Source organism: Prevotella aurantiaca (genome assembly GCF_015262605.1).
GTDB lineage: Bacteria > Bacteroidota > Bacteroidia > Bacteroidales > Bacteroidaceae > Prevotella > Prevotella aurantiaca.
In genome coordinates this window covers 24,479-50,181 of the sequence record NZ_JABZSJ010000001.1, presented here as the reverse complement: position 1 = coordinate 50,181, position 25,703 = coordinate 24,479, and the positions used below count along the sequence as shown (strand labels likewise).

At 41.4% G+C, this 25,703-nt stretch carries 18 protein-coding genes and 3 tRNA genes; 7 read left to right on the top strand and 14 right to left on the bottom strand.

Translation table 11 applies throughout. The features are described from left to right. Nucleotides 1-33 precede the first annotated feature (33 nt). From HXN26_RS00205 to nqrF, 5 genes are read left to right on the top strand one after another with little or no spacing between them, the layout of a single operon-like run. Entirely contained in the window at nucleotides 34-1,188 is a 1,155-nt protein-coding gene (locus HXN26_RS00205; protein ID WP_273158029.1) for an NADH:ubiquinone reductase (Na(+)-transporting) subunit B, read from the top strand. 16 nt (nucleotides 1,189-1,204) lie between these two features. After that, the gene (gene nqrC / locus HXN26_RS00200; RefSeq protein ID WP_273158027.1) at nucleotides 1,205-1,915 is read left to right on the top strand and encodes an NADH:ubiquinone reductase (Na(+)-transporting) subunit C; all 711 of its coding nucleotides are present in this window, start codon (nucleotides 1,205-1,207) and stop codon (nucleotides 1,913-1,915) included. A gap of 35 nt (nucleotides 1,916-1,950) precedes the next feature. Then, on the top strand, nucleotides 1,951-2,580 hold the full coding sequence (locus tag HXN26_RS00195) for an NADH:ubiquinone reductase (Na(+)-transporting) subunit D (RefSeq protein WP_273158025.1): 630 nt from the start codon (nucleotides 1,951-1,953) through the stop codon (nucleotides 2,578-2,580). 2 nt (nucleotides 2,581-2,582) lie between these two features. Further along, on the top strand, nucleotides 2,583-3,209 hold the full coding sequence (gene nqrE, locus HXN26_RS00190) for an NADH:ubiquinone reductase (Na(+)-transporting) subunit E (protein ID WP_024999695.1): 627 nt from the start codon (nucleotides 2,583-2,585) through the stop codon (nucleotides 3,207-3,209). Between the two features lie 9 nt (nucleotides 3,210-3,218). Further along, nucleotides 3,219-4,487: an NADH:ubiquinone reductase (Na(+)-transporting) subunit F gene (gene nqrF / locus HXN26_RS00185; protein WP_273158023.1), complete on the top strand. Its 1,269-nt coding sequence runs from the start codon at nucleotides 3,219-3,221 to the stop codon at nucleotides 4,485-4,487. A 651-nt stretch (nucleotides 4,488-5,138) separates the two neighbouring features. Here nqrF and HXN26_RS00175 read toward each other — a convergent pair. From HXN26_RS00175 to dnaN, 12 genes are all read right to left on the bottom strand, one after another. Further along, nucleotides 5,139-6,479 carry an McrC family protein gene (locus HXN26_RS00175; RefSeq protein WP_273158021.1) on the bottom strand — a complete coding sequence of 447 codons (1,341 nt, stop codon included), beginning with the start codon at nucleotides 6,477-6,479 and terminating at the stop codon, nucleotides 5,139-5,141. A gap of 26 nt (nucleotides 6,480-6,505) precedes the next feature. Next, nucleotides 6,506-9,199: an McrB family protein gene (locus HXN26_RS00170; protein ID WP_273158019.1), complete on the bottom strand. Its 2,694-nt coding sequence runs from the start codon at nucleotides 9,197-9,199 to the stop codon at nucleotides 6,506-6,508. A 1,046-nt stretch (nucleotides 9,200-10,245) separates the two neighbouring features. Further along, nucleotides 10,246-10,317: transfer RNA gene (locus HXN26_RS00160), tRNA-Glu, on the bottom strand. Between the two features lie 28 nt (nucleotides 10,318-10,345). After that, nucleotides 10,346-10,435, bottom strand: a tRNA-Ser gene (locus HXN26_RS00155). Between the two features lie 301 nt (nucleotides 10,436-10,736). Continuing rightward, on the bottom strand, nucleotides 10,737-10,865 hold the full coding sequence (locus tag HXN26_RS00150; protein WP_262499286.1) for a hypothetical protein: 129 nt from the start codon (nucleotides 10,863-10,865) through the stop codon (nucleotides 10,737-10,739). 112 nt (nucleotides 10,866-10,977) lie between these two features. Then, a tRNA-Arg gene (locus tag HXN26_RS00145) sits at nucleotides 10,978-11,052 on the bottom strand. 106 nt (nucleotides 11,053-11,158) lie between these two features. Next, a complete protein-coding gene (locus tag HXN26_RS00140; protein WP_273158018.1) occupies nucleotides 11,159-12,826 on the bottom strand; it encodes a tetratricopeptide repeat protein in 1,668 nt (555 codons plus the stop codon). A 14-nt stretch (nucleotides 12,827-12,840) separates the two neighbouring features. Next, nucleotides 12,841-14,511, bottom strand: a complete 1,671-nt coding sequence (recN, locus tag HXN26_RS00135) for a DNA repair protein RecN (RefSeq protein WP_273158017.1) — start codon at nucleotides 14,509-14,511, stop codon at nucleotides 12,841-12,843. Nucleotides 14,512-14,522: 11 nt separating this feature from the next. Continuing rightward, entirely contained in the window at nucleotides 14,523-15,449 is a 927-nt protein-coding gene (gene porD / locus HXN26_RS00130; protein ID WP_273158016.1) for a type IX secretion system protein PorD, read from the bottom strand. Beyond that, nucleotides 15,385-16,590, bottom strand: a complete 1,206-nt coding sequence (gene coaBC, locus HXN26_RS00125; RefSeq protein WP_273158014.1) for a bifunctional phosphopantothenoylcysteine decarboxylase/phosphopantothenate--cysteine ligase CoaBC — start codon at nucleotides 16,588-16,590, stop codon at nucleotides 15,385-15,387. Before coaBC ends, porD begins: the two co-directional genes overlap by 65 nt. 3 nt (nucleotides 16,591-16,593) lie before the next feature. Further along, nucleotides 16,594-17,448 carry a 3'-5' exonuclease gene (locus tag HXN26_RS00120; protein ID WP_273158012.1) on the bottom strand — a complete coding sequence of 285 codons (855 nt, stop codon included), beginning with the start codon at nucleotides 17,446-17,448 and terminating at the stop codon, nucleotides 16,594-16,596. 71 nt (nucleotides 17,449-17,519) lie between these two features. Then, a complete protein-coding gene (gene dnaN / locus HXN26_RS00115) occupies nucleotides 17,520-18,644 on the bottom strand; it encodes a DNA polymerase III subunit beta (protein WP_273158011.1) in 1,125 nt (374 codons plus the stop codon). Between the two features lie 295 nt (nucleotides 18,645-18,939). Between dnaN and HXN26_RS00110 the strand changes: the two genes are divergently transcribed. Both HXN26_RS00110 and HXN26_RS00105 read left to right on the top strand, forming a co-directional pair. After that, complete coding sequence (locus tag HXN26_RS00110) at nucleotides 18,940-19,341, top strand: DUF3127 domain-containing protein (protein WP_024999685.1); 402 nt, start codon at nucleotides 18,940-18,942, stop codon at nucleotides 19,339-19,341. A 267-nt stretch (nucleotides 19,342-19,608) separates the two neighbouring features. Next, nucleotides 19,609-20,337 carry an SDR family NAD(P)-dependent oxidoreductase gene (locus tag HXN26_RS00105; RefSeq protein WP_273158009.1) on the top strand — a complete coding sequence of 243 codons (729 nt, stop codon included), beginning with the start codon at nucleotides 19,609-19,611 and terminating at the stop codon, nucleotides 20,335-20,337. Between the two features lie 283 nt (nucleotides 20,338-20,620). Here HXN26_RS00105 and HXN26_RS00100 read toward each other — a convergent pair whose 3' ends face one another. Both HXN26_RS00100 and HXN26_RS00095 read right to left on the bottom strand, forming a co-directional pair. Beyond that, a complete protein-coding gene (locus HXN26_RS00100) occupies nucleotides 20,621-23,719 on the bottom strand; it encodes a leucine-rich repeat domain-containing protein (RefSeq protein WP_273158007.1) in 3,099 nt (1,032 codons plus the stop codon). Between the two features lie 1,021 nt (nucleotides 23,720-24,740). Further along, nucleotides 24,741-25,676, bottom strand: a complete 936-nt coding sequence (locus tag HXN26_RS00095; protein ID WP_273158005.1) for a hypothetical protein — start codon at nucleotides 25,674-25,676, stop codon at nucleotides 24,741-24,743. Nucleotides 25,677-25,703 lie beyond the last annotated feature (27 nt).

The window sequence follows — 25,703 nt, the reverse complement described above, 5'->3', positions numbered from 1 at the left end:
TAATAGAGAATTAAAACTTTTAAGTGATACAATATGAGCTTAAGAAATTATCTTGATAAGCTGCGCCCACAATTTGAAAAAGGCGGAAAGCTGCACGCTTTCAAGAGTATCTATGATGGTATGGACACATTCTTGTATGTCCCTAATGAGACTTCGAAGAGCGGAACGTCTATTCATGATACCATCGATTCAAAAAGAATAATGAGCATGGTGGTGATTTCGCTGATACCAGCATTGTTGTTCGGTATGTACAACATTGGTTATCAGAATGCATTCGCTGCCGGAAAATTAGGCGAAGCAACCTGTATGGGCATGTTCGTGTATGGTGCTTTAATGCTGTTGCCTAAGATTTTAGTGTCTTACATCGTGGGTTTGGGTATTGAATTTGCCTGGGCTCAATGGAAAGGTGAGGAGATTCAAGAAGGCTTTTTGGTGAGTGGTATACTCATTCCGCTTATCATTCCGATTACGTTACCATTGTGGATGCTGGCTTTAGCAGTGGCTTTTGCTGTGATTTTCACAAAGGAAATCTTCGGCGGAACTGGTATGAACACCTTTAATGTGGCTCTTGCTGCACGCGCTTTCCTCTTCTTCTCTTACCCAGGAAGCATGACTGGAGATAAGATTTGGACTGCAACGGATCAGATTTTCGGCTTCGGCTATGCACTACCTGATGGCTTTACGATGGCTACTCCGTTGGGTGAGATAGCTCAAGGTACTGCTGTGAACGCATCGTTCAACGATATGATTATTGGTTTAATACCTGGTTCGGTGGGCGAAACATCGGTTATCGCTATTGCAATTGGTGCTATTATTCTGATATGGACGAACATTGCAAGCTGGAAAACTATGCTTAGCGTCTTCGTAGGAGGTGCTGCTATGGCGTTATTATTCCATTCTACAGGTGCAAGTCCACTACAATGGTACGAGCATATCGTGCTGGGCGGTTTCTGTTTTGGTGCTGTATTCATGGCAACCGACCCTGTAACATCAGCAAGAACAGAATGCGGAAAGTGGATTTATGGCTTGATGATTGGAGCAATGGCAGTCATTATACGTGTATTGAACCCTGGTTATCCAGAAGGAATGATGCTCGCTATCCTCTTCGGAAATATGTGTGCACCATTAATCGACTACTGTGTGGTTCAGTCAAATATCAACAAACGTGCTAAGCGTGCTAAACTCTAAGGGAGGAAAAGAACAGATGAAGACAAATAGCAATTCATATACAATTATCTATTCTGTGGTCCTTGTGGTGGTAGTAGCTTTCTTGTTGGCTTTCGTTTTCCAAGCTTTGAAACCTACACAAGACGTTAATGTACAGATAGATCACCAGAAACAGATTCTCTTTGCGCTCAATCAAGACCGTGATATGTCGAACGAAACTGCGCAAAAGCTATGGCACGAGATTATTCTTGCCGATGATATTATCAATGCTGACGGCCAAGTGGTAGAGCAAGGTAAGCAAGGCGGTGTTGATACTGGCTTTAAATTGGACAGCAAAGACGCTAAAGAAGGCAAGCTGGCATTATTCCGCTGCAAGGTAGATGGTAAGGATAAGTACGTTATTCCTGTTTATGGTAATGGACTTTGGGGCCCTATCAATGGTTTCATAGCATTGAACGAAGACAAGGCAACCATCTTTGGTGTGTACTTTAACCATGAGAGTGAGACTGCTGGATTGGGTGCAGAAATCAAAGATAGTAAGGATTGGCAAGACAAATTCAAGGGAAAGAATATCTTCGATGCACAGAAACAGAACATCGTTTTCAGTGTAACAAAGAAGGTAGAGAAGCCCGAATGCCAGGTAGATGCTGTAACCGGAGCTACCTTAACAAGTAATGGTGTAACCGAAATGTTCCACAACGAGAAAGGCGGACTTGCACCTTACGTTAAGTTCCTAACCGCAAAGTAATATTGAGAAATAAATAATTATAAAACAGAAAGATTATGAGTTTGTTCTCAAAACAAAATAGAGAGGTTTTTATAAACCCACTGAACCTTGACAATCCTGTGCTTATTCAGGTGTTAGGTATCTGTTCGGCTTTGGCTGTAACCTCACAATTGAAACCTTCTATCGTCATGGGACTGGCGGTAACCATTATTACAGCCTTCTCGAACGTGATTATTTCGATTATTCGTAAAACCATTCCAAACCGCATTCGTATTATCGTTCAGCTCGTAGTTGTGGCTGCCTTGGTAACCATCGTTAGTCAAGTGCTGAAGGCTTTTGCTTACGATGTAAGTGTCCAACTTTCGGTTTATGTAGGTCTTATCATTACCAACTGTATCCTTATGGGACGTTTGGAGGCCTTCGCCATGACCAATAAGCCTTGGCCAAGTTTCCTCGATGGTATCGGAAACGGCTTAGGTTATGCGCTTATCCTTGTATTAGTAGGTAGTTTCCGTGAACTTTTCGGACGTGGAAGCCTGCTTGGCTTTAAGGTAATACCACAGAGTCTTTACGATATGGGCTATGTAGACAACGGTATGATGGCCATGCCTGCTATGGCGTTAATACTCGTTGGTTGCGTAATATGGGTTCATCGTGCATATTTCTATAAAGAAGAAGGAAAATAATTATGGAACATTTAATAAGTTTATTCTTCAGGTCCATCTTTGTGGACAACATGATATTCGCATTCTTCTTGGGAATGTGTTCGTTCTTAGCCGTATCTAAAAACGTCAAAACATCGTTCGGTCTCGGTGCAGCTGTTACCTTTGTATTGGTTGTTACCGTGCCTGTGAACTACCTTTTGCAAACCAAAGTACTCGGCCCCGATTGTATATTAGAAGGTGTAGACCTCTCTTATCTAAGCTTTATTCTCTTCATTGCCGTTATTGCGGGCATTGTTCAGATTGTTGAAATGGCTGTTGAAAGATACTCACCATCGCTCTATGGTGCGTTAGGAATCTTCCTTCCGCTCATCGCCGTAAACTGTGCGATCATGGGAGCGAGCCTCTTTATGCAGCAACGCATTGGTCTTGACCCTTCAAGTTCGCAGTACATCGGTTCTGTTTGGGACGCTCTTGTCTACGGATTTGGCTCAGGTATCGGTTGGCTTTTTGCTATTGTACTGATGGGTGCAATACGTGAGAAGATGGAATATTCTGATGTTCCCAAGCCATTACAAGGACTTGGAATTACTTTTATCACCGTAGGACTCATGGCATTGGCTATGATGTGCTTCTCAGGACTTAAAATATAATATAATAAAATGGCAGAGTTTATATTATACAGCATTGCTGTTTTCTTGGTTACAATCCTTCTTTTGGTTGTCCTTCTCCTTGTTACAAAGAAGTTCCTCAGTCCAAGTGGTAAGGTAACAGTAACTATTAATGACGATAAAAAAATAGAAGTAGAACAGGGCGGTACCATTTTGTCAACCCTTAACGAGAACGGTGTCCATTTGGCTTCGGCTTGTGGAGGTAAGGGAAGCTGCGGTCAGTGCAGATGTCAAGTACTCGAAGGCGGTGGCGAAATACTCGATTCAGAGCGTCCACACTTCTCTCGTAAGGAGGTTAAAGACCACTGGCGTCTCGGTTGTCAGGCAAAAGTGAAGGGCGATATCTCTTTAAAGATATCTGAATCTATTATGGGTGTTAAGGAATGGGAGTGCACTGTTATCTCTAACAAGAACGTTTCATCGTTCATTAAGGAGTTTAAGGTAGCACTACCTCCAGGCGAACACATGGACTTTGTGCCTGGTTCGTACGCTCAGATACGCATTCCTAAGTACGATTGCATTGACTATGATAAGGATTTTGATAAGGAACTCATTGGCAAAGACTATCTACCAACATGGGAGAAGTTCAATATCCTTTCTTTAAAAGCCAGCAATCCAGAAGACACTGTACGTGCTTACTCAATGGCAAACTATCCAGCAGAAGGTGATATTATTACGCTTACAGTGCGTATTGCCACTCCTCCGTTCTTGCCACGCCCACAAGTAGGTTTCCAAAACGTACCAGCGGGTATCGGTTCATCGTACATCTTTACGCTGAAACCAGGTGATAAGGTTATGATGAGTGGTCCTTATGGAGAGTTTGCACCTAACTATACATCTGGTAAAGAGATGATTTGGATTGGTGGAGGTGCAGGTATGGCACCATTGCGCAGTCAGATTATGCACATGTTAAAGACGTTACACACTCGCGATCGCGAGATGCACTTCTTCTACGGAGCCCGTGCATTGGGTGAAGCCTTCTTCCTTGAAGACTTCTGGGAGCTTGAAAAGGAATATCCAAACTTCCATATGCACCTCTCACTCGACCAACCTGACCCTGTAGCTGATGCTGCTGGAGTGAAGTATTACCAAGGTTTTGCGGTGAACTGCATACGCGACACCTACTTACAAAACCACGAAGCGCCAGAAGATTGCGAGTATTATCTCTGCGGACCTCCTATGCTTATCAAGACTGTTACCGACTATTTGGACAGCCTCGGCGTAGAAAAGGACGCCATTCGCTTCGACGATTTCGGTTAAAAACAAATGGATTAAGAAAGACTGAAAATTCAATTCATATTACTAAGGTGTTTGCATGAGATATGTAGGCACCTTTTTTTGTTTTCCTTCTCTCCGTATTTACAGCTCAATACTATCTGCTTTCACCTTCTCAAACTCAACCAATCACCTTTCCATATATTTACACTGACCAACACGAAAAGCATTTCTTATGTTGTAAAGAAAACATCAATTAAAAACGATGGAAACGATTTAACGTTGCAAAAGCGGCTGTTTTGCGTTGCAATATAGGCGCTTTTGGTGTGCAAAACAGGCACTTTTGCAATGCAAAACAATGGGTATTGCAAAGTGTTGATATATAGATAGTTATGCGATATATAAAAGTTGGCGAAATCTTTACATTTCATTTCAATTCTGTACGTCCTTATTCAAATGTATAAGGTAGAATAGAGTAGGGCATTAAACCCATGCTTTCGCCTTTTAAGAACTTTATCTGTGGATAGAGCAAGCAACTTTATTATTTGCTATCATTACCACAACGACTCAGTTTTTTGTGGTTTATGTATTCCTGTGGTTACATTTTGACCTGTGCTTAACCATATGACTATTCTATAAATTGGTTGTTCTTACCTCTTCTTTTATTTACGCTCAGCAAGTACGATTATCCTTTCTTTATTGTTGAAATCGTTGTTGCATTATAGATTTTATAAATGTTGTTTCCGTCATTTTCATCTTATCACAGAAGTCAGCATACGATATTGCATCTTTCACAATTTCAATTCCGTAAATCGAAAGACTTGCAGTAGATCCCTTTAAATACGAAGTTGGAATTTCAGATTGTGGTTGTTCCAGCGGAGCAACAAAGCCTCCATTCTCTACATGTAAGGCAGTTATATATGAAATCAACTGGTGAACATCGTTGCGGTCTACCTCTGATACTCTCGAATAGCTGCCCAGATGTTTGTATTTAGCGTCGAGTACCATGTCGTCCTTATAGAAATCAGGATAACGTTTTCCCTTATTGTCTTCAAAAAGGTAAATAGGATCTTCTTTTTCTTTATTTCTGGGGTGTTTAAATCCCCTCTCTTGCAAAATCGTATTCACATATTCTTCCCACAACCACGCGCCATCGAATAAGATACCGCATACCTCTTCGTCGTTCTCACCATACTTCATCTCTTCCATTCGTAGAATTTGCAAGCAAAGAATCTGCAGTGGGCGATATTCCGTATAGTAAGAATGATTTTTTATTCGTAGGTTTTTCCCAACGATATTGTTACGTTCGAGCTTATTATATAAAGGTGTATTGTCAACAATTGCTTTTACATTTTCTTTCGTTTCTTGGTCAATGTTCAAGATAGCCTCCCCATATTTCTTGGTTTTTATAAACTCAATGGTATGCCGAATCAGTTCCGTCATATCATTGTCGCGACTATATTCACGTGTCGCATAAGCAATGTTGCCAACGAAAGGCATATTTTTGGCAATGTGGCGACTTATGTCTATCCTTCCTTTAAGGTTCGAATCATTATATTTAAAGTGCTGATATTCTCTATATACGCCCTGTTGTAGAGCTGCTTTAAGGAAGTATGGGAACATAAATATAATGAAATCGAACACATCTTCTTGCTCATTATTATGGTTAAGGTCGAAGAGATTGAACGATAAAACTTTCTGAAGCATGTAGTGCAAGAAGTAATCGTTGCACCCATTATCAAATCTTGACTTAATCTTAATCCGCAGTTTATCAACACCAATAAAGCCCATTATATTGCCAGTAGCAATGCGTACTTTATCCGAATCGTTAGTATTTATAATCTTTAAAATAGGCGACTCTTCAATCCTATCCTTAGTTTTTTCGTCATAACGTGGGAAGATAAGCAAGTTTTCATTATCATTGCATAGGTCAGCAATTGTTTTATCAGCAATTGGAAACAAAGCAGCAATATCCTTTCTTATGAAAGTTTGCTTATCTCTTTGCCCTATATTGTTGTCTGTCAGATTGATTCTCATCTGTCAAAATTCAATTATCTTGAATGCTATTCACCCTTTTCCCCAAAGTAAGCTTCGCTTAATTGCTTCATTATATCATCTGTCTTGCGACATCCTCGTAGGTATTCTTTGAGCAAAGGCCCTATATTCATTTTCCATAATTTCACGAAATCGCCTCCGTTTTCGCCAAGTTTACGGAAGTAAGCCGGTCCTATCATATAAGCAGACCCTAATCCTTCTGTTTCTTCAATGGCTTTATTCAAACGAGCCATCGTTTCTTTGGCCTCTTTTACACACGACAATTCGTCGAGCATAGATTCCGTATCGTTAGGTGAAACCTCTATCCACGAGAAGCGACGGCGCATTGCAAAGTCCATATTCTCTACGCTACGGTCTATGTCGTTCATTGTTCCAATGATGTAAACATTCTCTGGAACAAAGAAACCGTCCTTGAAAGGGTCGCCATCTTCTATTATGTTTTGGTATTGGGTATTCACTTTTCCCCTCTCACCCCTATATCCTGGGTCGATAGCAAAGAACAATTCGCCGAAGATTTTCGATATATCGCCACGGTTAATTTCATCAATTATGAACACATAATTCTTTGTTTCAACTTTCGAAACTTCTACCGACGGCTCTTTTGCTGCTTGGTTCTTAATGTTGTTATAAAGCACAAAGATGTACGAGTCTTGCTGTGTGCGGTGCTTTCTGTGGAAGTGTGCTTGAATATCCTTACCGCTTTTAACAGATATATTATTATCCATTAAGTTTATAAGCTCGGCTTTCGATAATTTCACCAACCTTGTTTTCTCATTCGCAGGAACTTCCACAATAATGGTTCGCTCATTATTTTCAACTATCGAAAAACTATTTTTAGTACCCGATGTCTCGAATGTTATTTCATTATCAATGGCATCTTCTATGAAGTCTTCTAATATTTCTCGAACCGAACTCTCCTTTTGTAGTCTTTCAATAGGTTTCTCTGAATCTATAAAATTCTGCAAAGCTTTAGCGCAGAAGTCCTTAAATACACCATTGCGCAGCTCAAATCCATAGTTATCACCATCCTTTACAGGGCGTAATCCTTCTACAAAGTCGGTGTAATCGTACGATGGGTGGAACTGCACAAAAGCCATTTCGTCGTCAGAACAGCCCATTTCTTTGGCAATTTCCTTCGCCATAAACGTCTTACCAGTACCTGGTGCACCTGTGAGAACTATATTTTTGTTCTGTTCAAGTAGCTCTATGTATTTGGTATACTTCCTCGTAGGTTCCTCGTTCCTCTTACTATTTATGAATTTTATTACTTCCATATCATTACATTCGTCTATAGTGTGTCGAAAACAGCCATATTTAGAGCCATCAAAATCTTTCTCTCCTTGCCAAAAGTAGTTCACTTTATAAGAGACAATAGTCCTCGTATCTTCTTCTTTTATAGAACTCTTTTCGCTTACAATTTCCCCAAGTGCAAATATTCGCATAGACGGTATGTCGTGGTTTGTACCTTTGGTAAACGATGATTTTATAATAACAATATCACCTTTTTTTATTTCTTTTGCGAACTTTAATTGGCGTTTTCCATCATTTGTATCATTGAACCATGCTTCCCAAATGCCCTCTTCTGCAAAGCGAGATAGTTGCGAATCCTCATCGTTATAGGTCTGTCCGACACACCAATAACGTGTCCTAAACAATAAAGAGTAAAGAAAATCAAGTCGTTCTGGGAACGAAACAAAGAGTGCCCAAAGTATATCTTGTGATAAAAGTAAGTCAGATTGAATGTAATTGCTAATAGATGGAGACACCAAATCGTGTAGTTCTTTGTCGTTTTCAACTATATACAGAAGCGGTTTTATAAGTTCCATGAAATGAGAATAGCATTTACCTGCTTTCTTAGGCTGTATATTTAAATATTGGCAAACCGACTTATATAGCCCATATTTATAAGTTGTATAGGTATTGGGGTCGATACAAGTCAGTATTGCCGATACTGTGCGTTCATCGTTTGCATACAAGTTCTGCTTGTCATTGTCTGGAACATCTGCTATTTCCTGCATGGTAGTAGAGAAATCCTGAATGCGCTTATCCAGCAATACTTGCCCATCTGCCAGCGATTGGACAGCCTTTTCAAACTCTTTACGACGATAATTTATCACAAAGTCGAGCGTTGGACTAACCAAACGTGTATAAATCAAATTCGTAACACGTACTTTATTGACAATGCTTATAAAGTCCTTGCCTTGGCATTCTGTTATGAGTTGCCACTTATAAAGCTCGTTCCATTTATCATCATCAATACGAATTTCCTTTCTTAGACTTTTGTAACATTCAACCAAATGCCAGTATAGATATTCTTTAATAGCTTCTATTAGTTCTGGACGAAGTTGCCATTCAAACGTTCCTTCGCTGTTTTTGGGTAGGTCCTTGCCTTCTGCCATCGGAACTAACCAATAGCATGGTTCTCCATTTGGGCGGATAATCTGAAATCTATTAAGCTTTTTCTGAACATATTCTCCACATTTGGTAATATAACTGTTAAGCGATTGGGGATTGCCTCCCATCTTATTACAAATAGAAATGCACGAACCTCTATGCTGAGGGGCATAGAACACCTTTATCAAAGCTTCTTTATAATGTTTAGACGTTGCAGAATCCTTCAGCAACTCCAACCATTCTTCTTTGCTGACTCCAATGTTGCACGAAGTGATAGCACCTTCTTGAATAACTTCTATTTTCTCCATAGCATTATAAATTCTTCCTATTCTACATTTAAAATATACCTGTTGTTAATGATATTATGCAAATATCATGAGTGTTAATAGAGCAGAAACCCTCAGTGTTGTAGTATTGCGAGTGAAGCATTATATGCAATTAACTGATTGTTCATAAATCTAATATACTTTAGGTTCTGCTTTTATTACTCGCAAAGGTAATATTTTTTATTAACATTTCAAATAAGAATAAGCTAAAATATTTGTTTTATTTAACTCATCAATGGGCTTACTTTCATCGCATGGCAACGAATAAACAAGTTCAACAAAGACTATTTGATTTATTGAAATCGACCGAGAGAAATTCTAAATACGGCTTATAAATTCTAATGTATATGTAAAACATAGTTCACTTTTTGTTTACGTTGAGATATAAAGAAAGTATTGTTTTACGTAGAAACAACCATGATGGTTTTGTAAAGAAAACATCAAGTAAAAACGATGGAAACGATTTTACGTTGTAAAAGCGGTTGTTTTGCGTTGCAATATAGGCTCTTTTGGCGTGCAAAACAGGCACTTTTGCAATGCAAAACAATGGGTATTGTAAAGTGTTGATATACAAGATGTTGGAAGAAATGGGTGGGTCTGTAAAATCTTTACACTTATTTCGCTTTAGAACAGCAATCTGAATACAAAATATTATAGGTGGGGAGAGAGCGAGGTTGAACGATAAACCAACTAAAAAGGTCCTTTTTTTGGCAGATAATATCTATTACGGATTGCGATGTTTTAAACGATTACCCATTTAAAAATAGAAGTTATTTGCCCTTGTTCGTTATTTTTCAAGCGCTTAAGAATAAGGTTTGTAGAGTGTCTTTAAGTTGGAAAGAACTGTTATAACATCTTTGTCGAGATAATATAAATGTAAGAATGATGGAACTGAAGTACTTTATTTATAATCAGATAATAGAGTATGTACCTTCTTATTATTTGTGTATGGAGATGGAAGATAGTAAATAGGAGGGAGTGGGTAAGGAGCAATAAAGTCCGTAAGCAATTGCTTACGGACTTTATTGTAGTCGGTACGAGAATCGAACTCGTATGCCAAGATTGAGAATCTTGTATCCTAACCGTTAGATGAACCGACCTTCTGATTCTCGATTTTTCCCAAAAGGGTGGCGGAAGGAGGGGGATTCGAACCCCCGGTACGGTAACCCGCACGTCAGTTTAGCAAACTGGTGGTTTCAGCCACTCACCCATCCTTCCAGTCAGGGCTCATTATCTGAGTTGCCAAGCATTTTTGAAATGCTGTGCAAAGGTAATATTTATTTTCTGTACTTACAAATTTTCTTGTCTATTTTTTCATAAAAACTTACGCATCGCTTTACATGTGTAATGTCGAGTTTCCCATATATTTTGCCTGCTATCTACTTATTTTGTGTTTCGGTTTGCTGTCCTGTTGTTGTGTAGCTCTGTCCATATTGTTTTACAAATTGCTAATTCTCGGAGTGTATTTGTCCGTGCCTCTATATATAATAATGTGTAAATGGTTTAAGCGCAAGGTAGTTTATACCCTTGTTATGAACGGAGTTAAGGAACGAAAGAGAGCTGTTAGCATTCCCGAAGTAAGGTCAGGCGTATGGCTATTAGTTGGCAATAAGAAGAATTTAGCATGCTGTTCAGCAACTATTTCCATCAGGTGGCAGGTGCAATCAATTGGGAATAGTACTATGGTAAGATACAAACAAAAACAAAAAAAGCACCAAATGATAAAATCAAATGGTGCTTTCTAACTAATGTTTTATTCGTGATTCCGTTGGGGTTCGAACCCAAGACCCACAGCTTAGAAGGCTGTTGCTCTAATCCAACTGAGCTACGGAACCGCTGAATTCGGCTGCAAAATTACTGTTTTTATTCGTTATGACCAAATTATCGGTTAAGTTTTTTACCATAATTGGCACAAGTTGGTGTGCAAACCTTGTTGGTTTCCTACTTGAATTGATTCAAGAAAGTGTCGGCTTGAGGGTTGCCTAAGCTTTTAGCCTTCTCTATGTTGGCAATACCTTCCGCCTTTTGATTGTTCTTGCATTGAGCAATTCCCAGTACGAGATAGGCTTCGGCATAATCATCTTTTAGGGCGATGGCCTGCTTGGCAGCCAATATTGCTTCTTCAAATTTATTGAGTCGGAGCAGCAAGTTGCTGGCTTCTGCACAATACATCGGTTCTGCTGGGTTCAGTTTTGTAGCAATCAAGATGTCTTGAAGTGCCTGTTGCCACAGCTTACCCTTTATTTCTATCTGTTCGCGCATGTAGTAGAAGTCGGCCTCTAATGTACCTTGGTTAAGGTATTCGTAGAGGTAAAGGTCTTTCATAGCGTCGCGATACTTACCCATTTTTTCCAATTGATTGGCGCGTGCGAGGAAGTATGGCGATGAAGTATCCATGTAAGGAGTATCGCAAAGCTCTATACTTTGGTTCAAGAGAGCAAGTATTGCGTCGTCGCTACCCTTGAGATTTTCTTGGCAAAGCGCCATTTCCAAATAAAGTTCTGGGTTCTTCATTGGTGTCTTTGTCAATGCTTCGAACTCTTGATATGCCTTCTGATAATCGCCTTTTGCATAAGTAATTTGTGCTTGAAGGTGCTTGTAGACAGGCTCAGGCTTTATTTTATAGGCTTCGATAGCCTCGCTCATTGCCTTGTCTAATGTCCATCCTTGCGCCTTAGCCTTGTCGGCAAGAGAAGCCATAGTTGCTCCTTGGTAAATCATTCGTCCGTAGTTATAGTGTGCTTCGTTCTTTTCTTTTACTTTCGAAATAGCCTGTTGCAACACCTTATCCGCCTCGGCAATGTTACCTTTGCTAAACAAAAGAGATGCTAAAGCTGTGTATCCATTGTTTAATGCAGGAAATTTTTGGAGGAAATCGTTGATGGTAGCCGTTCTTAAAGATTCTATTTTGTTAGACGACAACATCAGCGCAATAATGGCTTCGTCGGATTGTTGCGGCAGTCCGATTCTGATTCCGCTTTGCAGAAGGGTAGGGTCGTTTTGTGAAAGTCCCACCAATACGAAGTCGTTGGCATATCGAGCGTCTGTTGCACTCTGCAAATTGCCATTGCTATTGTATATTCCTACTATCTGTCCCTGCTCGTTTAACAAAGGAGCCCCATTATTTTTCTCGGGCGCTGAGGTGGTAAGCACACAGTAGTTGTACTTATCCATGAACTTTTCAACCTTGTTAATGCTGGCTTTTATCGGTTCGCCCGCCTTTGTAGGTATAACCACCCACGCAGTTGAATTGGCAGTAGCCGAAGATGCGAAAGGCGCAGCAGCAGTCTTTGCGTTTACCTTGAACTTTGCCACATCGTATATCTCGTTGGCTCCGAGCATGGTTTCTACATCGTATTTCTGTCCATTGTTGTCGATAACAACAGCTTTTGCAGCTCCTGCAAAAGGCTTCCACGTACTAACGCAGATACCATCGGTAGAAACAAAAACGCCATTTGTGGTAGAAAGAATCGACCCCTTAGTGTCGAAGGTGGTAAGTGTGAAAGTAGCGTTGGCAGCCTTCTTAACAGCCGATGACTGTGCTATCGCCATTGTGGCAAAGCTAAAACAGAGGGTGAGAAGGAGGAAAAATATCTTTGTTTTTTTCATAATTCTATGTTCGTTTACACTGGTTTGTTGATGTTTAATAGTTCGCGTGCATTCTGCAAGGCTGCTTCTGAAATGTCAGAACCAGAGAGCATCTGTGCTATTTCAGCCACTCTTTCGTCGGCAGTGAGTTGTCTTAGCTGACTGGTTGTGCCTGTTGGAGTGTCGTGTTTCTCGACTTTGTAGTGCGTTGTGCCCAATGCTGCAATCTGAGGAAGGTGCGTTATGGAGATAACCTGCTTGTTGTTGCTGCCCATTTGGTGCATAACGAAAGCCATTTGCTGGGCAATCTTGCCGCTTACGCCTGTGTCTATCTCATCGAAAATAATGGTTGGCAACTTCACAGCACCGCTTATCATCGCCTTAAGTGAGAGCATTACGCGGGCAATTTCGCCACCCGAAGCCACTTGCGCAATGGGTTGTAGCGGACTATTGCGGTTGGCTGAGAACAAAAATTGCACCTTATCGGCACCATCTGCAGCCAATGGCTTAGGCTCAAACTGTATATCAAACTGTACGTTAGGAATTCCCATAGGTACAAGTCTCTCCTTCATTTCCTTCTGAATCGCCTTTGCCGCCTTCTCTCTGCCCTTGGTTAAGAGAGCAGCTTGCTGGGTACAGTCGGCTTGTTTGGTAGCAACTTCTTGCTCAGCTTCCATCAAAAGTTCATCGCTATTGTCTATTTCGTCTAACTTTTGCTTAAGTTCAGCCTGTATATTGAGCAGTTCAGAGATAGACTCAACGTGGAATTTCTTCTCAAGATGATAGATTTTATCAAGTTGTTCGTTGATGTAATCCAATCTGTTGGGGTCGAAATCGATGTCTCCTGTTGCCTTGCTAACCTCTTCAGCTATGTCCTTCACCTCTATATATATGGTGTCGAGACGACTGCTTAGTTCTTCTGCCTTTGGGTAAACAGCAGCAATACTCGACATGGCTTCGGTGGCAGACTTTAGCTGTTTCACCGCTCCTGTTTCGTCATCGTTCAGAGAATTGTCGGCATTATATAACGAAGCTTTGATGTCTTCTGCGTGAGAGAGCGTCTTGCTTTCGGCTTCAAGCTCTTCCTGTTGGCCTTCTTGGAGGTTGGCACTCAATAGTTCTTCGTACTGAAAACGCATGAATTCTTCGTTTTCAGCGTTGTCTTTCAACTGCTTTTTAATATCTTCCAGTCTCTTTTCAGCATCTTTGAACGCCTTGAAGGTCTCTTTATAGGCAGCCATCTCCTTGTCGTTTCTTGCCAATATATCAATGACATTAAGCTGAAAATCTTCCTTTTGGAGGAGCAAATTTTGATGTTGAGAATGTATATCTACCAATTGGTCGCCTACTTCACGCATCAAATTCAATGGAACAGGAGTATCGTTGATGAATGCACGAGACTTTCCGTTGTTACCAATCTCACGTCGTAGAATGGTTTCGTCGGCGTCGAAATCAATGTTATTATCAGCAAAGAAAGTATCGAAAGCACCTTTTTCAAGACTGAATGTTGCTTCAATGACACATTTTTTCTCACCTTGCTTTATATGTTTGCTATCGGCTCGGTTGCCTAAAAGCAAACTAATCGCTCCAAGAATAATACTTTTTCCTGCACCAGTTTCACCACTGATGACAGAGAAACCATTGTGGAAGTCGATGTCTAATTGGTCGATAAGTGTGAAGTTCTTTATATAAAGATGCTTGAGCATGGTTGTTTGTATTATTGTTTAATCTTGTCCCACGATGCGTTTTGACTTGCATTGATGCTGAAAAGTATTTCGTAGACAGACTCTTTTTCCTTCTGCGTACCTTTTTTATAATATATATTGGCCAGTTCTTCTTTCTTATAGTCGGTCCAAATCTGCGGTAACATACTCATAGGCTTATCTTCATGCGCCTTCTTTAGGTCGTTTTGCAATGCCGTTGTTATGTTTGTTCTACCTCTTTCAGGGCTGTTGGCCATTTCATCTAAGCCCGTTCGATAGTAATCGTATTGCAATTGGCGGAACGGTTTCATACCTCCATCAAGGTAATCATTGATGATAGCAAAGCGATTCTTGGAGTTTTCGAATGCTTTCCAGCCTGTAAAGTTAAGGTTTTGTGCATTATTGGTAAGGTTCATGCAGCGTTGCAGAATGTCATCGCCACCCATTGGCGCAAACGAATCAAGGTTTAAGCCAATGATTAAGTAAGCATAATAGCCAAAAAGAGCCGTAAGTTGGTTGTTGATAGTCTCCTCGTTGAACTCTATTTGGTCGAATTGCGCAAACTCAAAGTTAAAGTCTGCGTCTTTAATATTAAATAAAGTAGAGGTGTATGCTGAGTTATAAACAGGTCGATTGGCTTGTATGAGCGCTGAACAAGTGAAGGTGTTGGTGCTTTGATCGTACTTTGTTACAGTAATATTGAAGTTGCAGACGATGCGTTCGTTCTTCTGAAACTTCATATTTGTCCACTGTCGTTCGTTCACAAACTGCTCAAGCGTTTGCTGTAAGTTCTCAAATACCGACTTATCGGTACCTTGTATCTGGTTATGGTTGATGCTTATCTTTGCTTGCAGCTCCTGTGCTGCAGCATGATTGTTAAAGAATAGAAGCCAGCTCGTTAATAATATCGCAAGCAACCAAGTGTTTACACTTCTTTTCATATTCTTTTTTTCCTCCTTTTGATATAATCGTTATTTGGTTATCGTCCGACTGGAAGGTTGTGCCAGCATTGCGAGTAGAGTTCAGAACAATAAAGTCAGCATTCTTTTTTACCAACTTTGCCGATGCGTTAGCTTCCTCGTCGTTTGTTTCTAAGGCAAAAGCAACGATACGCTGTTGGGTTTTCTTTAGTTGTCCTAAGGCTGCTGCAATGTCGTGTGTAGGCTGAAGGTCAATCTGAAGCTCGTCCTTTTTCTCGCGCTTTATCTTTGTTTCTGAGAAGTTACGAGGCTTGAAGTCGGCCACAGCAGCACACAATATGGCAGCATCAGCGGTTGGAAAGGCTTTCATGGAAGCCTCATACATCTGCTCACAGCTTTCTATATCAATGCGATTGATACCTTCTGAGCACGTCAAATGCACAGGTCCAGCCACAAGAGTAACGTTTGCACCACGTCTAAAGCACTCTTCTGCAAGAGCAAAACCCATCTTTCCCGACGAGTAGTTGCCTATAAAACGTACGGGATCTATCTTTTCGTATGTCGGACCTGCCGTAATTAACACATTCTTTCCTTCTAAATCTTGAGTGGTTACAGCTTTGTTGTCGAAGAATTGGTCTAAAAACGCTACGATGTTTTCAGGTTCTTCCATGCGTCCTTTGCCTTCTAATCCACTTGCCAAGAACCCATTCCCAGCTTCTATAATATGGTTTCCTCTGCGTTTAAGCATCTCTATGTTGTCCAATGTAGACGAATGTTTGTACATATCGAGGTCCATTGCTGGCGCAATAAATACAGGAGCCTTCATTGAAAGATAAGTTGTAACAAGCATATTGTCGGCTATTCCGTGACACATCTTGCCCAATGTAGCAGCTGTACAAGGCGCAATGAGCATAGCATCAGCCCATAATCCGAGGTCAACGTGCGAGTGCCACGTACCATCGCGTTGAGAAAAGAAATCGCTGATGACAGGTTTCTGCGTCAATGCAGATAGTGTGATAGGTGTAATGAACTCTTTTCCACTTGGTGTTATGACCACTTGAACCTCTGCACCCTGCTTTATGAGTTGACGAATGATAAGACAACTCTTGTATGCAGCAATAGAACCAGTGATACCGAGAACGATTTTCTTTCCTTTAAGCATGGCTTATCGATTGTTAAATTCGCGTAGACGGATGCGTGTAAGCACCTGTTTGGTGTTATAAGTAAAGTCGCTTGAAAGAATCCAGCTATAGAATCCAGGGTCTCTGCGTAACACTTCCGCAACGTCCCAGCCTCTATATTTGCCAAAGTTGAATACTTCGTGGCGGCGAGGTTGCCCTTTTTCGTTGAGCAAAGTGTTTCCGTCTTTGTCAGTCATATCTTTCCAAACGATGCGTCCAGCAAAGTCTACGTTGTCGTTCATGCGTGAGAACTCTGCCAATTCGTCCATGTCGTTCTTCAGAATACGTTCTGGATCGTCTTGTTTTTCAGCAGAATACATTTCTATTTGTCCTTGTAATACGCGCCAAGTAGCCTCAGTATCTTCGTCAGCCTTATGTGCTGTGAAGTCATCTTCCATCTTTCTTCCGCAATAGAACTGGTATGCTGCTGCAAGATTACGGCGTTCCATCTTGTGATAAATGTTCTGTGCGTCAATAAGACGGCACTTCGAAAAGTCGAAGTCTACGCCCGCACGAAGGAACTCTTCTGCAAGAATAGGAATGTCGAATCGATTAGAATTGAAACCAGCAAAGTCGCACCCAGTGAATTTATTAGCCAGGTCTGTAGCCTTTTCCTTAAATGTTGGTGCGGCAGCCACGTCGTCGTTGGTGATACCTGTAAGTTCTTCTACTTCTTGAGGAATTTCTTTTTCAGGGTTGATAAAAAGGTTTTCTCTTTCTTCTTTCCCATCTGGGAAAACCTTAATATATGATATTTGAATGATGCGGTCTTTTACAAGGTCGAGCCCCGTGGTCTCCAAATCGAAGACGATCAAAGGCTTTTTTAAGTTTAATGACATTCTGCTATTATTTAAATGTATGTGGGCAGACTTCTCTTGAAAATCTGCCCACGTCTTTTGTAAATCTCTTTTTAGTCGTTGAGCAATACCGGCATAACGAGCATAAGCACGTTTTCGCCTTCTGGTTGCTCTGATGGTACAACCAATCCAGCGCGTGATGGGTCTGCCAACTGAATGTTTACCTCGTCGCTTTGCAAGTTGCCCAGTATCTCTAAAATGCTGCTTCCCTTGAAGCCGATGCTCATAGGATTGCCTTCGTATGTGCAAGTCATGCTTTCTTTTGCGCTTGTTGAGAAGTCAATATCTTCTGCGCTGAGGTCTAATTGTCCGTTTGCAATGTGGAAACGAATCAGTTGTGAAGAGTCACTTGCGAACGGAAGTACACGACGAATGGCACCAATGAGCGATTTACGGTCTATGGTGATTTGGTAAGGATTGTTCTCTGGGATAACGCTATTGTAGTTAGGGTATTTTCCATCAATCAGTCTGCTAACCAAATTACCTTCTCCGAATGAGAATTCAGCCGAACGAGAATCAAATCGAACAACGATATCTCCACTATCTTTAGCAATGAATCCCTTCAGCAAAGCCGCAGGTTTCTTTGGCAAGATAAAGGCTGCAGGAACATCATTCTTTACAGCGAACACGAGGTTTCTTACCAATTTGTGTCCGTCAGTAGCTACAACAGCCAAGCTATCGGCAGTGATGTCGAAGTAGATACCATTCATTACAGGGTGCAATTCGTCTTGTGCTGTAGCGAAGAGCGAGCGAGTAATGTTATCAACCAGCATGTCTGCGCTCAACGTGATGGTTGTAGTGTTTGCTGAAAGCGGCTGCGGGATAGGGAATTCGTCTGCTTCCAAGATGGGGAAGTTGTAAGAACCATTCTGATAGCTGATGTAAATGGTGTGTTCTCCCATATTTACATCTATCGTTAAAGGTTGCTCTGGCAGTTCCTTTACAGCATCAAGGATATTGTGATTGTTTACTGCGAACTTCCCTTCTCCTTCAAGTGAATCAAGATTCAGCGACATACGGACAATATTTTCGCTATCAGAAGCAGTGATAGTGAGCTGTCCGTTCTGTGCATCAAACATGAAGCAGTTTAATATTGGCAAAGAATTCTTGCTGTTGATAACACGCGAAAGCGACAGAAGTCTGTTGCTTAAGGCAGTGCTTGAAATGGTAAATCTCATTAGTTCCTATATATTTTTTAGTTATAACTCATTTTATTCTATTCTAACTATAGCTGAAGAAAGCCGTTGGAAAAACCTATTCCTTCTTCTTGGTCGTACAAAAATACGAAAAAGCCGTTGGAAAAACAAAATTTAAAGCCAAAAGTTTCTGTTTTTAGAACTATTTTAGTAATTTCGCAAAAATAATGCCAGCGTGTGGTAAGAGAGCTTACATTCAATTACCAAAGTGTGGCTTATTTAATGTAAAAAGTGTATTTAGAAACTCATTTAATTATAAAACCGCAAAATAGATAATATGGAACTACAAGGTAGAGTTATTGCAGTAATGGAGCCACGTGAGGGAACTTCAGCACGTGGACCATGGAAATCACAGCAGTATGTAATTGAAACACACGACCAATATCCTAAGAAGATGGTCTTTGACATCTTCGGTGCCGAGCGTATAGACCAGTTTGCGATTAAGGCTGGAGAGGAAATCTTGGTTAGCTTTGATGTAGATGCTCACGAATACAACGGAAGATGGTTCAACAATATCCGTGCATGGAACATTCAAAGAGTTGATGCTGCTGCTGCACAAGCGGGCAATATGCCTCCTGCTGCTGCTCCTATTGCGCCACAAAGTCAGCCTGCAGCTGGCAGTCAAGCGCCATTCCCACCTGCTGCTTCAGACAGTGCAGCCGACGACCTTCCATTCTAATGTTTGGTAATAGAGGCGTCTGTTGTAGCTTTCAATAGATATATCAAAGGGGTTGAAACCACGTTTTGCTGGTTTCAGCCCTTTTTTTTGTTGCCCCAAATGGGTGTAATCCTGCTTGTTTCTGACTTCCTTTGGCGGCAAAACGCACTTTTAAAGGAAGGAAAGATAGGCGAATTTTTGTTTTTCTGATACTTCTTTCATAACTTTGTAAAACAACTAATTACAGGCTGAAAGGTAACAAACAGATGGCTTATGAACTTATAATTTATGAAAAGAGCAATTATAGTAGGTGCCAGCAGTGGCATCGGTCATGAGGTGGCGAGGCTCCTCATCATGCAAGAATGGACGGTTGGAGTGGCGGCACGCCGCACGGATAAGTTGGAAGACTTAAAGAACTATGCGCCCGAACGTGTTGTTACAGCGCAGATAGATGTAAATAACGCGCAGGCGAGTGAGGCCTTCTGCCAACTCGTGGAGCAGATTGGAGGACTCAATCTCTATTTCCATGCAGCAGGAATAGGCTGGAAAAATTCAGCTTTAGAGGCTGAAAAAGAACTGAAAACAATGGAAACGAATGGTCTTGGCTTTGTTCGTATGGTGGGAGAAGCCTATCGTTATTTTGCCAAACACGGCGGTGGACACATTGTTTGCATTACTTCTGTTGCGGGTACAAAGGGCTTAGGAGCTGCGCCTGCTTATAGTGCTACGAAGGCAATGCAGAACACTTACCTGCAAGCTTTGGAACAGTTGGCAACCAGCAAGCGTAATAACATTTGCTTTACAGATATCCGTCCTGGTTTTGTTGATACTCCGTTGTTAGATGGTTCTTCTAATCTTCCTATGCTAATGACGACCGAAAATGTTGCGAAAAGTATTATGAAAGCCATCGAAAGTAAGCAACACGTCTGCGTGATTGATGGGCGTTGGCGCATATTAGTAGCTATGTGGCGACTTATTCCGAACTGGATTTGGAGAAGAATAAAGCTGAATAGCTAACCGCATACCACACATATAGGTTCAAAGAAAGATGATGCCACTCTTCAATAACTTTGCGAATAACTACTAATAGCCTGTAAGTCCGCCTATTACATATAATATGCTAAGTGTTGTTTGAAGTATCTCGGCACATTCAAATGCCACTTTTCGCCCCCTTCCACAGACCATAAAAAAGGCAGGAACGTAATAATTTGCGTTCCTGCCTTATTCGTTTTGTACCTTAATATGTGGTGTGTCGTTGCCGACACGACATTGTTTTTAAGGTCTTAATTTGCCGTTTTGATTAAAACAACTTGTAGGCTTTCACACCTGCAATGCTCAAAATGTAAATCTGGTTACGCTGAACAGGGATAAACAAAGTACCACCCTTAGCAACGCCAGTAGCTACCTGAGTGCCTGCAACCGTGCTGAGCGTATAGCGTTGGCCTGCGTTCAAACCCTCAACAGAGTAGCCGTTGCTTTGTGCAACCACGCGAATAGCTTTGCCAGCGTCAGCTTTTGCTGAGCCAATAGCGGTAACTATGTTTGTATCATACTTCTTAAAGTGGCGCCAACCGTCAGCTTTCTTGTACGCTTCCACCGCATTCTTGTCTACGTGCAGCACCGCATCGTCGAGATAATAGATAGAGTTGAAAGCGTCGTCGGCAACTACTGGCGGTACCAAACCATAAGAATGAACATCTTGAAGTGCCAAACATTCGAAGAAAGCCTTATCGCCTATGGTGCAACCATCAGGTATATGAACTTCCAAAAGGTTAGCATTCTTGATGAATGCGCCTGCTCCAATCTTCTTCAAAGATGGGATAAACTGAAGTATTGTAAGCTGTCCGTCGTGATAGAAAGCAGAGTCTCCAATCTCTTCAAGCTCAGCTTCAACGCCTTCTTCCCACTTAATGCAGTTCAAGTTAGGGTTGTTTGATAGTGCGTTAGAATCGATAACCTTCAACGATGCAGGCAATGTTATTTCGGTAACAGTATGGTTGAATGCGAAGCCATAGCGTGCAATCTTCTCCAATCCTTCGTTTAATGCAATCTTATCGGTGCCCGGTGTAGTTTGAGGAACAGTAGGGTGATAGAGCAATTCCAACATATTCTTTGTGTAAAGTGCGCCCTTTGAAGCTCTCAAAGCGGTGTTACCCTTCGCAACAGTTACGCCGAGAAGAGCTGGAACAAGTGCGAATGCACCTGGTTTAATGCTGGTTGCACTCTGAATGATTTCGTATGAGTTGCTCGCACGTCCTGGAGGATAAGCCATCAGGCGTGTTTTGTCTTTGCTATACAATACTCCGTCTACCGAAGTAAAGTACTGGTTGTCTGGGTCTACAGTGATTTCTGTAAGCTGAGTACAGAACAAGAACACCAATTCGCCGATGCTCTTAACACTCTTTGTGATGTGGAACGACTCAAGTTCCATAGATGCTTGCAATGCATTATTGTCGATATATTCAACTCCAGCAGGTGTTGTTGCCTTGCCTTTTGGCTGCCATGAGATGAGGTGGCCGTCTTTTATCACAGCATTACTTTCCTTTTCTTCCGACTTAGGGCTGCAAACAAGCCATACGTCTACGTCTTCTTTCAAGTCGGTAATGGTGTAGGTGAGTCCTTTTTCGCCCTTTAATTCGCTTGAGTTCAGCATCCAATTGTCTACAACATAGCCTTCTTTAGGGTGTGCAGTGAACACAACGGTAGCTCCATGAGCTACTACTGCGCCGGTGTTGATGTTGTTTCCGTCTACAGAAGCGGTGATTTCGCCGCCATCGGTATTGAGAGACTTGAACTTAACGATATGTTTGCCAGCCTCGCGGTCGAAGTCTACGAGTATGTCGAGCGCATCTTCAGCGTTGCATTCGTACACGGTTTTGTTGTCGTAGCCTGCGATTGGCTGATAAGCGTCTATTGTTTTTTTGTTTCCGTCAGCGTCGGTAACCACCTCTTTGCCTAACTTATACCATTGTGTAACGTGGTATCCTTCTTTTGGGAATGCCTCGAAGTGGAGCTTTGTGCCCTTCTTTACCTTCTCAGTATTCTTTATTTGCTTGCCTGTTTCAAGCACAGTGCAAGTTACACTACCAAAGTCTGGCTCTTTACTCTTGAAGAAAATAATGTCTCCTTCTTCCTCTGCTTTGAGGGTAACAACGATGTTTAGTGCTTCGGTAATGTGGTTGATAGACCATATTTCGCCGTTGATAGCCGAAGAAGGTCTGATGTTTTCGGTTGCAGCAGCCTTACCATTGATTTCCCATTTGTCTATTTTGTAGCCGCCATAAGGTGTAACCATCACCGAAACAGCCTTGCCAGCAGCTATCTCTGTGCCTGTTTCAAAGTCGCGAGCACCGTCGGTCCATGCTTCTATTTCGCCTATTTTTCTTCCGCCTATAGTGATGTTAGAGATAGAATAGTTCACAACGAACTTCTGAACGCCTTGTGGTTCGCCCACAACAATCTTACATTTGTTGAACTTCTTAGCGAGTTTTGCCTTCACATCTTCGTTTGCTACGTAGATGGTAGTAGCTGTTTTGTCGGTAAATTCGGTTGCTCCGAACGATACAAAGTCCTTGCTTAGGTGAATGTCTACTACTGTTAGCGATGCCACACCGCTCCATGTGATGTAGCTATCTGTAGAAACGCTAACGAGATTAGGTACTAAGAGTTCCGACAAAGCACTGCAACCAGTGAAAGCTGCCTTGCCGATGGTCTTCACACCAGGAAGATCTACCTTTGCAACATTGGTATTGTTATACATTGCATTGTCGCCAATCGCAATACATTCGTCAGCTGTTAGCTTTATTTCCTTAGCCTGTCCAGCGAGGTAAACCAATGTTTTGTCGGCGCTGAGAATAGCGTTGTTTACAGCCTTATAGCTGCCGCCAGCCTCAATAGTGATGTCTGCCAATGCCTTACAATTCTTGAAAGAGCTGCCGAACATAGAAGTTAGAGAGCTGCCTAAAGTAAGTTTAGCCAAGTGGTCGCAGCCTTGGAACGCATCGATACCAAGATTTTTGATTTTTGGAAGCGCCAATGTGGTCAGCTTTTCGCATCTTTCGAATGCACCATCTTCAATGATTTCAACGTTTGGCGCATCGATTGTTTCGATGTTAGAACAACCTTTGAAGGCGTTTTTACCCACCTTCTTAACATTGTTCAGCTTAATGCTTGTAATGTTAGTGTTGCACTTTTCTTCTGACGTAGAGTCCCAATTGTCTGGGTCTTCGTCCGCTGGCTCGTAGAAACAGTTAGCCGCAATCTCGGTAACATGGGCTGGAATCTCAATCGCTCCAGTCGCTCCGTCCCACGATTTCAGCACCGTTCCTTCGATGACTTGGGCATTTGCCATACAACAGAATTGTATTAAGGCAAACGCCAATAAGTAGAATTTCTTCATTTTGTTGATTGTTTAAAGAATTAATGTTTAGACTTTTTACCTGCTGGGCAGATTGCATAAATCAGCCTTCCAAAAGGAATCTTGTCGCTTAAAGGCAAGTTATTCGGTTTGTGGATTAGCTTGTTGCTATCCGTTTATAGAAGTTTCATTCTATAATATATAAGGTTTAACAACGCTGAAACGATTTAATAAGTCTGCGTTTAGGCACTGCAAAGATAATATAAATAATTGTAAAGACAAAAAGAAAAGCATAGAATCATAATAAATCCTAACGAATAGAGTTGGCATAGCGATGCGAAACACTTGCTCGAAATGGTTTTCAAGCGATGCAGTTTTGCAGTTTTGAGAAGGCGAAAATCTTGTGGTTGGTAGCTTATTGTGTATTCGTTAAAACGGAATATTCATGCAAAAGTGTTGTTTTATAGCTGTAATCGCGTAACATGCTTATTACTAACGCTTTACAATACCCCTTGTTTTGCGTTGCAAAAGTGCCTATATTGCGTGGTAAAAGAGCCTGTTTTGCACGGCAATATAGGCACTATTGCAGAACGAAAGAATAGGTGTTGCGTTGTAATAGCATTTTTATTAGAAACCAGCGCAAGTTTATACAGAAAACGAGGGTATGGGTAATGCGTATGCAATGTACTGTTGGCGATGTAAGTAGGGGTGGAGAAGGGATTGTTTTAAGGTGCATCTTACTGTTAAAAAACCATTGTTTCTGTTAGCGTGCACAGCGGTGAAAGATTAAAAAAAAAGTGAAAACATTTGGCACAAAAGAATTAAATACATACCTTTGCTGCCGTTATCCTGAAAACAATCTTTTTTACCTTAAATCCACTAATACCTATTAAAGGTTTAAGAAGCGGTTGCCTGAGAGGGTCATCGCTTTTTTCTTGCCCCTTTTATTGCTTATATTTCTTCCGCAAAAGCTGATGTAATGGCACAAAAAAAGGCACGCCTTGCAGCGTGCCAGTATTCGGATAAATAATCGTTAGTGTTGATTTACTGGTGTGTAAAAGGCTTACTTCCAGTTCTTGTATGAGATTTCGCACTTGGTGTCGAACTTCATATCCATTCCCATTACCTTTGTATTAGCGGTTCCGGTTGTGTTTTGCAACCAGCCATTTGGTAGGAATGTGAGGTAGTCGGTGCCAGTAGCAGAGATGTTTGCCATGCCCATTGACTTAAATTGGCCCCAGTTTGCTTCAATCTGAGAGGTAACTTCTTCGCCCATTCCCATTTTCTGCATTTGGTCAATCATCATCTTTTTCACATCGTTTTCGGTCATGTTGCTCTTCACATTCATCGTAACTACGGTGTTGTCGCTATTATTTGCCACAGCGTAAGTGGCAGTTAGCTTCATGCCTTTCCTTATAATATCTTCCTTACCGATGGTTTTTAGGTTCTTACCGTAGTATCCAAAGAAGGTGTTTTCGTTGAGATTGTCGATGAGCGCCTTCTCTTCGAACTGCTGACTGATTGCCATTAGCGCTTTAGACTTAGGCAAAACCTGTTCAATCATTGGGTTCTTCTTGTATTCTTCTTCGATTTCTGCTATTGCATTCTTGCTTCCTTGAGTTGCCACTTCGTTGAGATTAAGTATCTTTTCAACTCTTCCTTCAGCGTTAGTCTGCAATATCATCTTTGCACCCTTCACGTATTGGTTGCCTGCAATCTGTGCTTGTTCAGCCACATCCTCGTCGCCTTTAATGGTTAAATCGGTAACGGTGTATTCAATTTTGTAGCCAGTGGCAGTCTTATCGAGCACCACGTAGCGTGTTTCCTTGATTACTTCAACCTTCTTGTTGCCTTGTCCCATCGGCAAACTCACATCCATTTGCATCACCTCTTTATATATAGTGGTGTCGTTTTTAGCGAAGTTTGCCTTTACAGTTGCTTGTGCGTCCACTGTGAGCGCTATGCCCATCATGAAGACAGATAGTAGGATTGCTTTCATATTATATATAGAATTAGTTGTTATTCT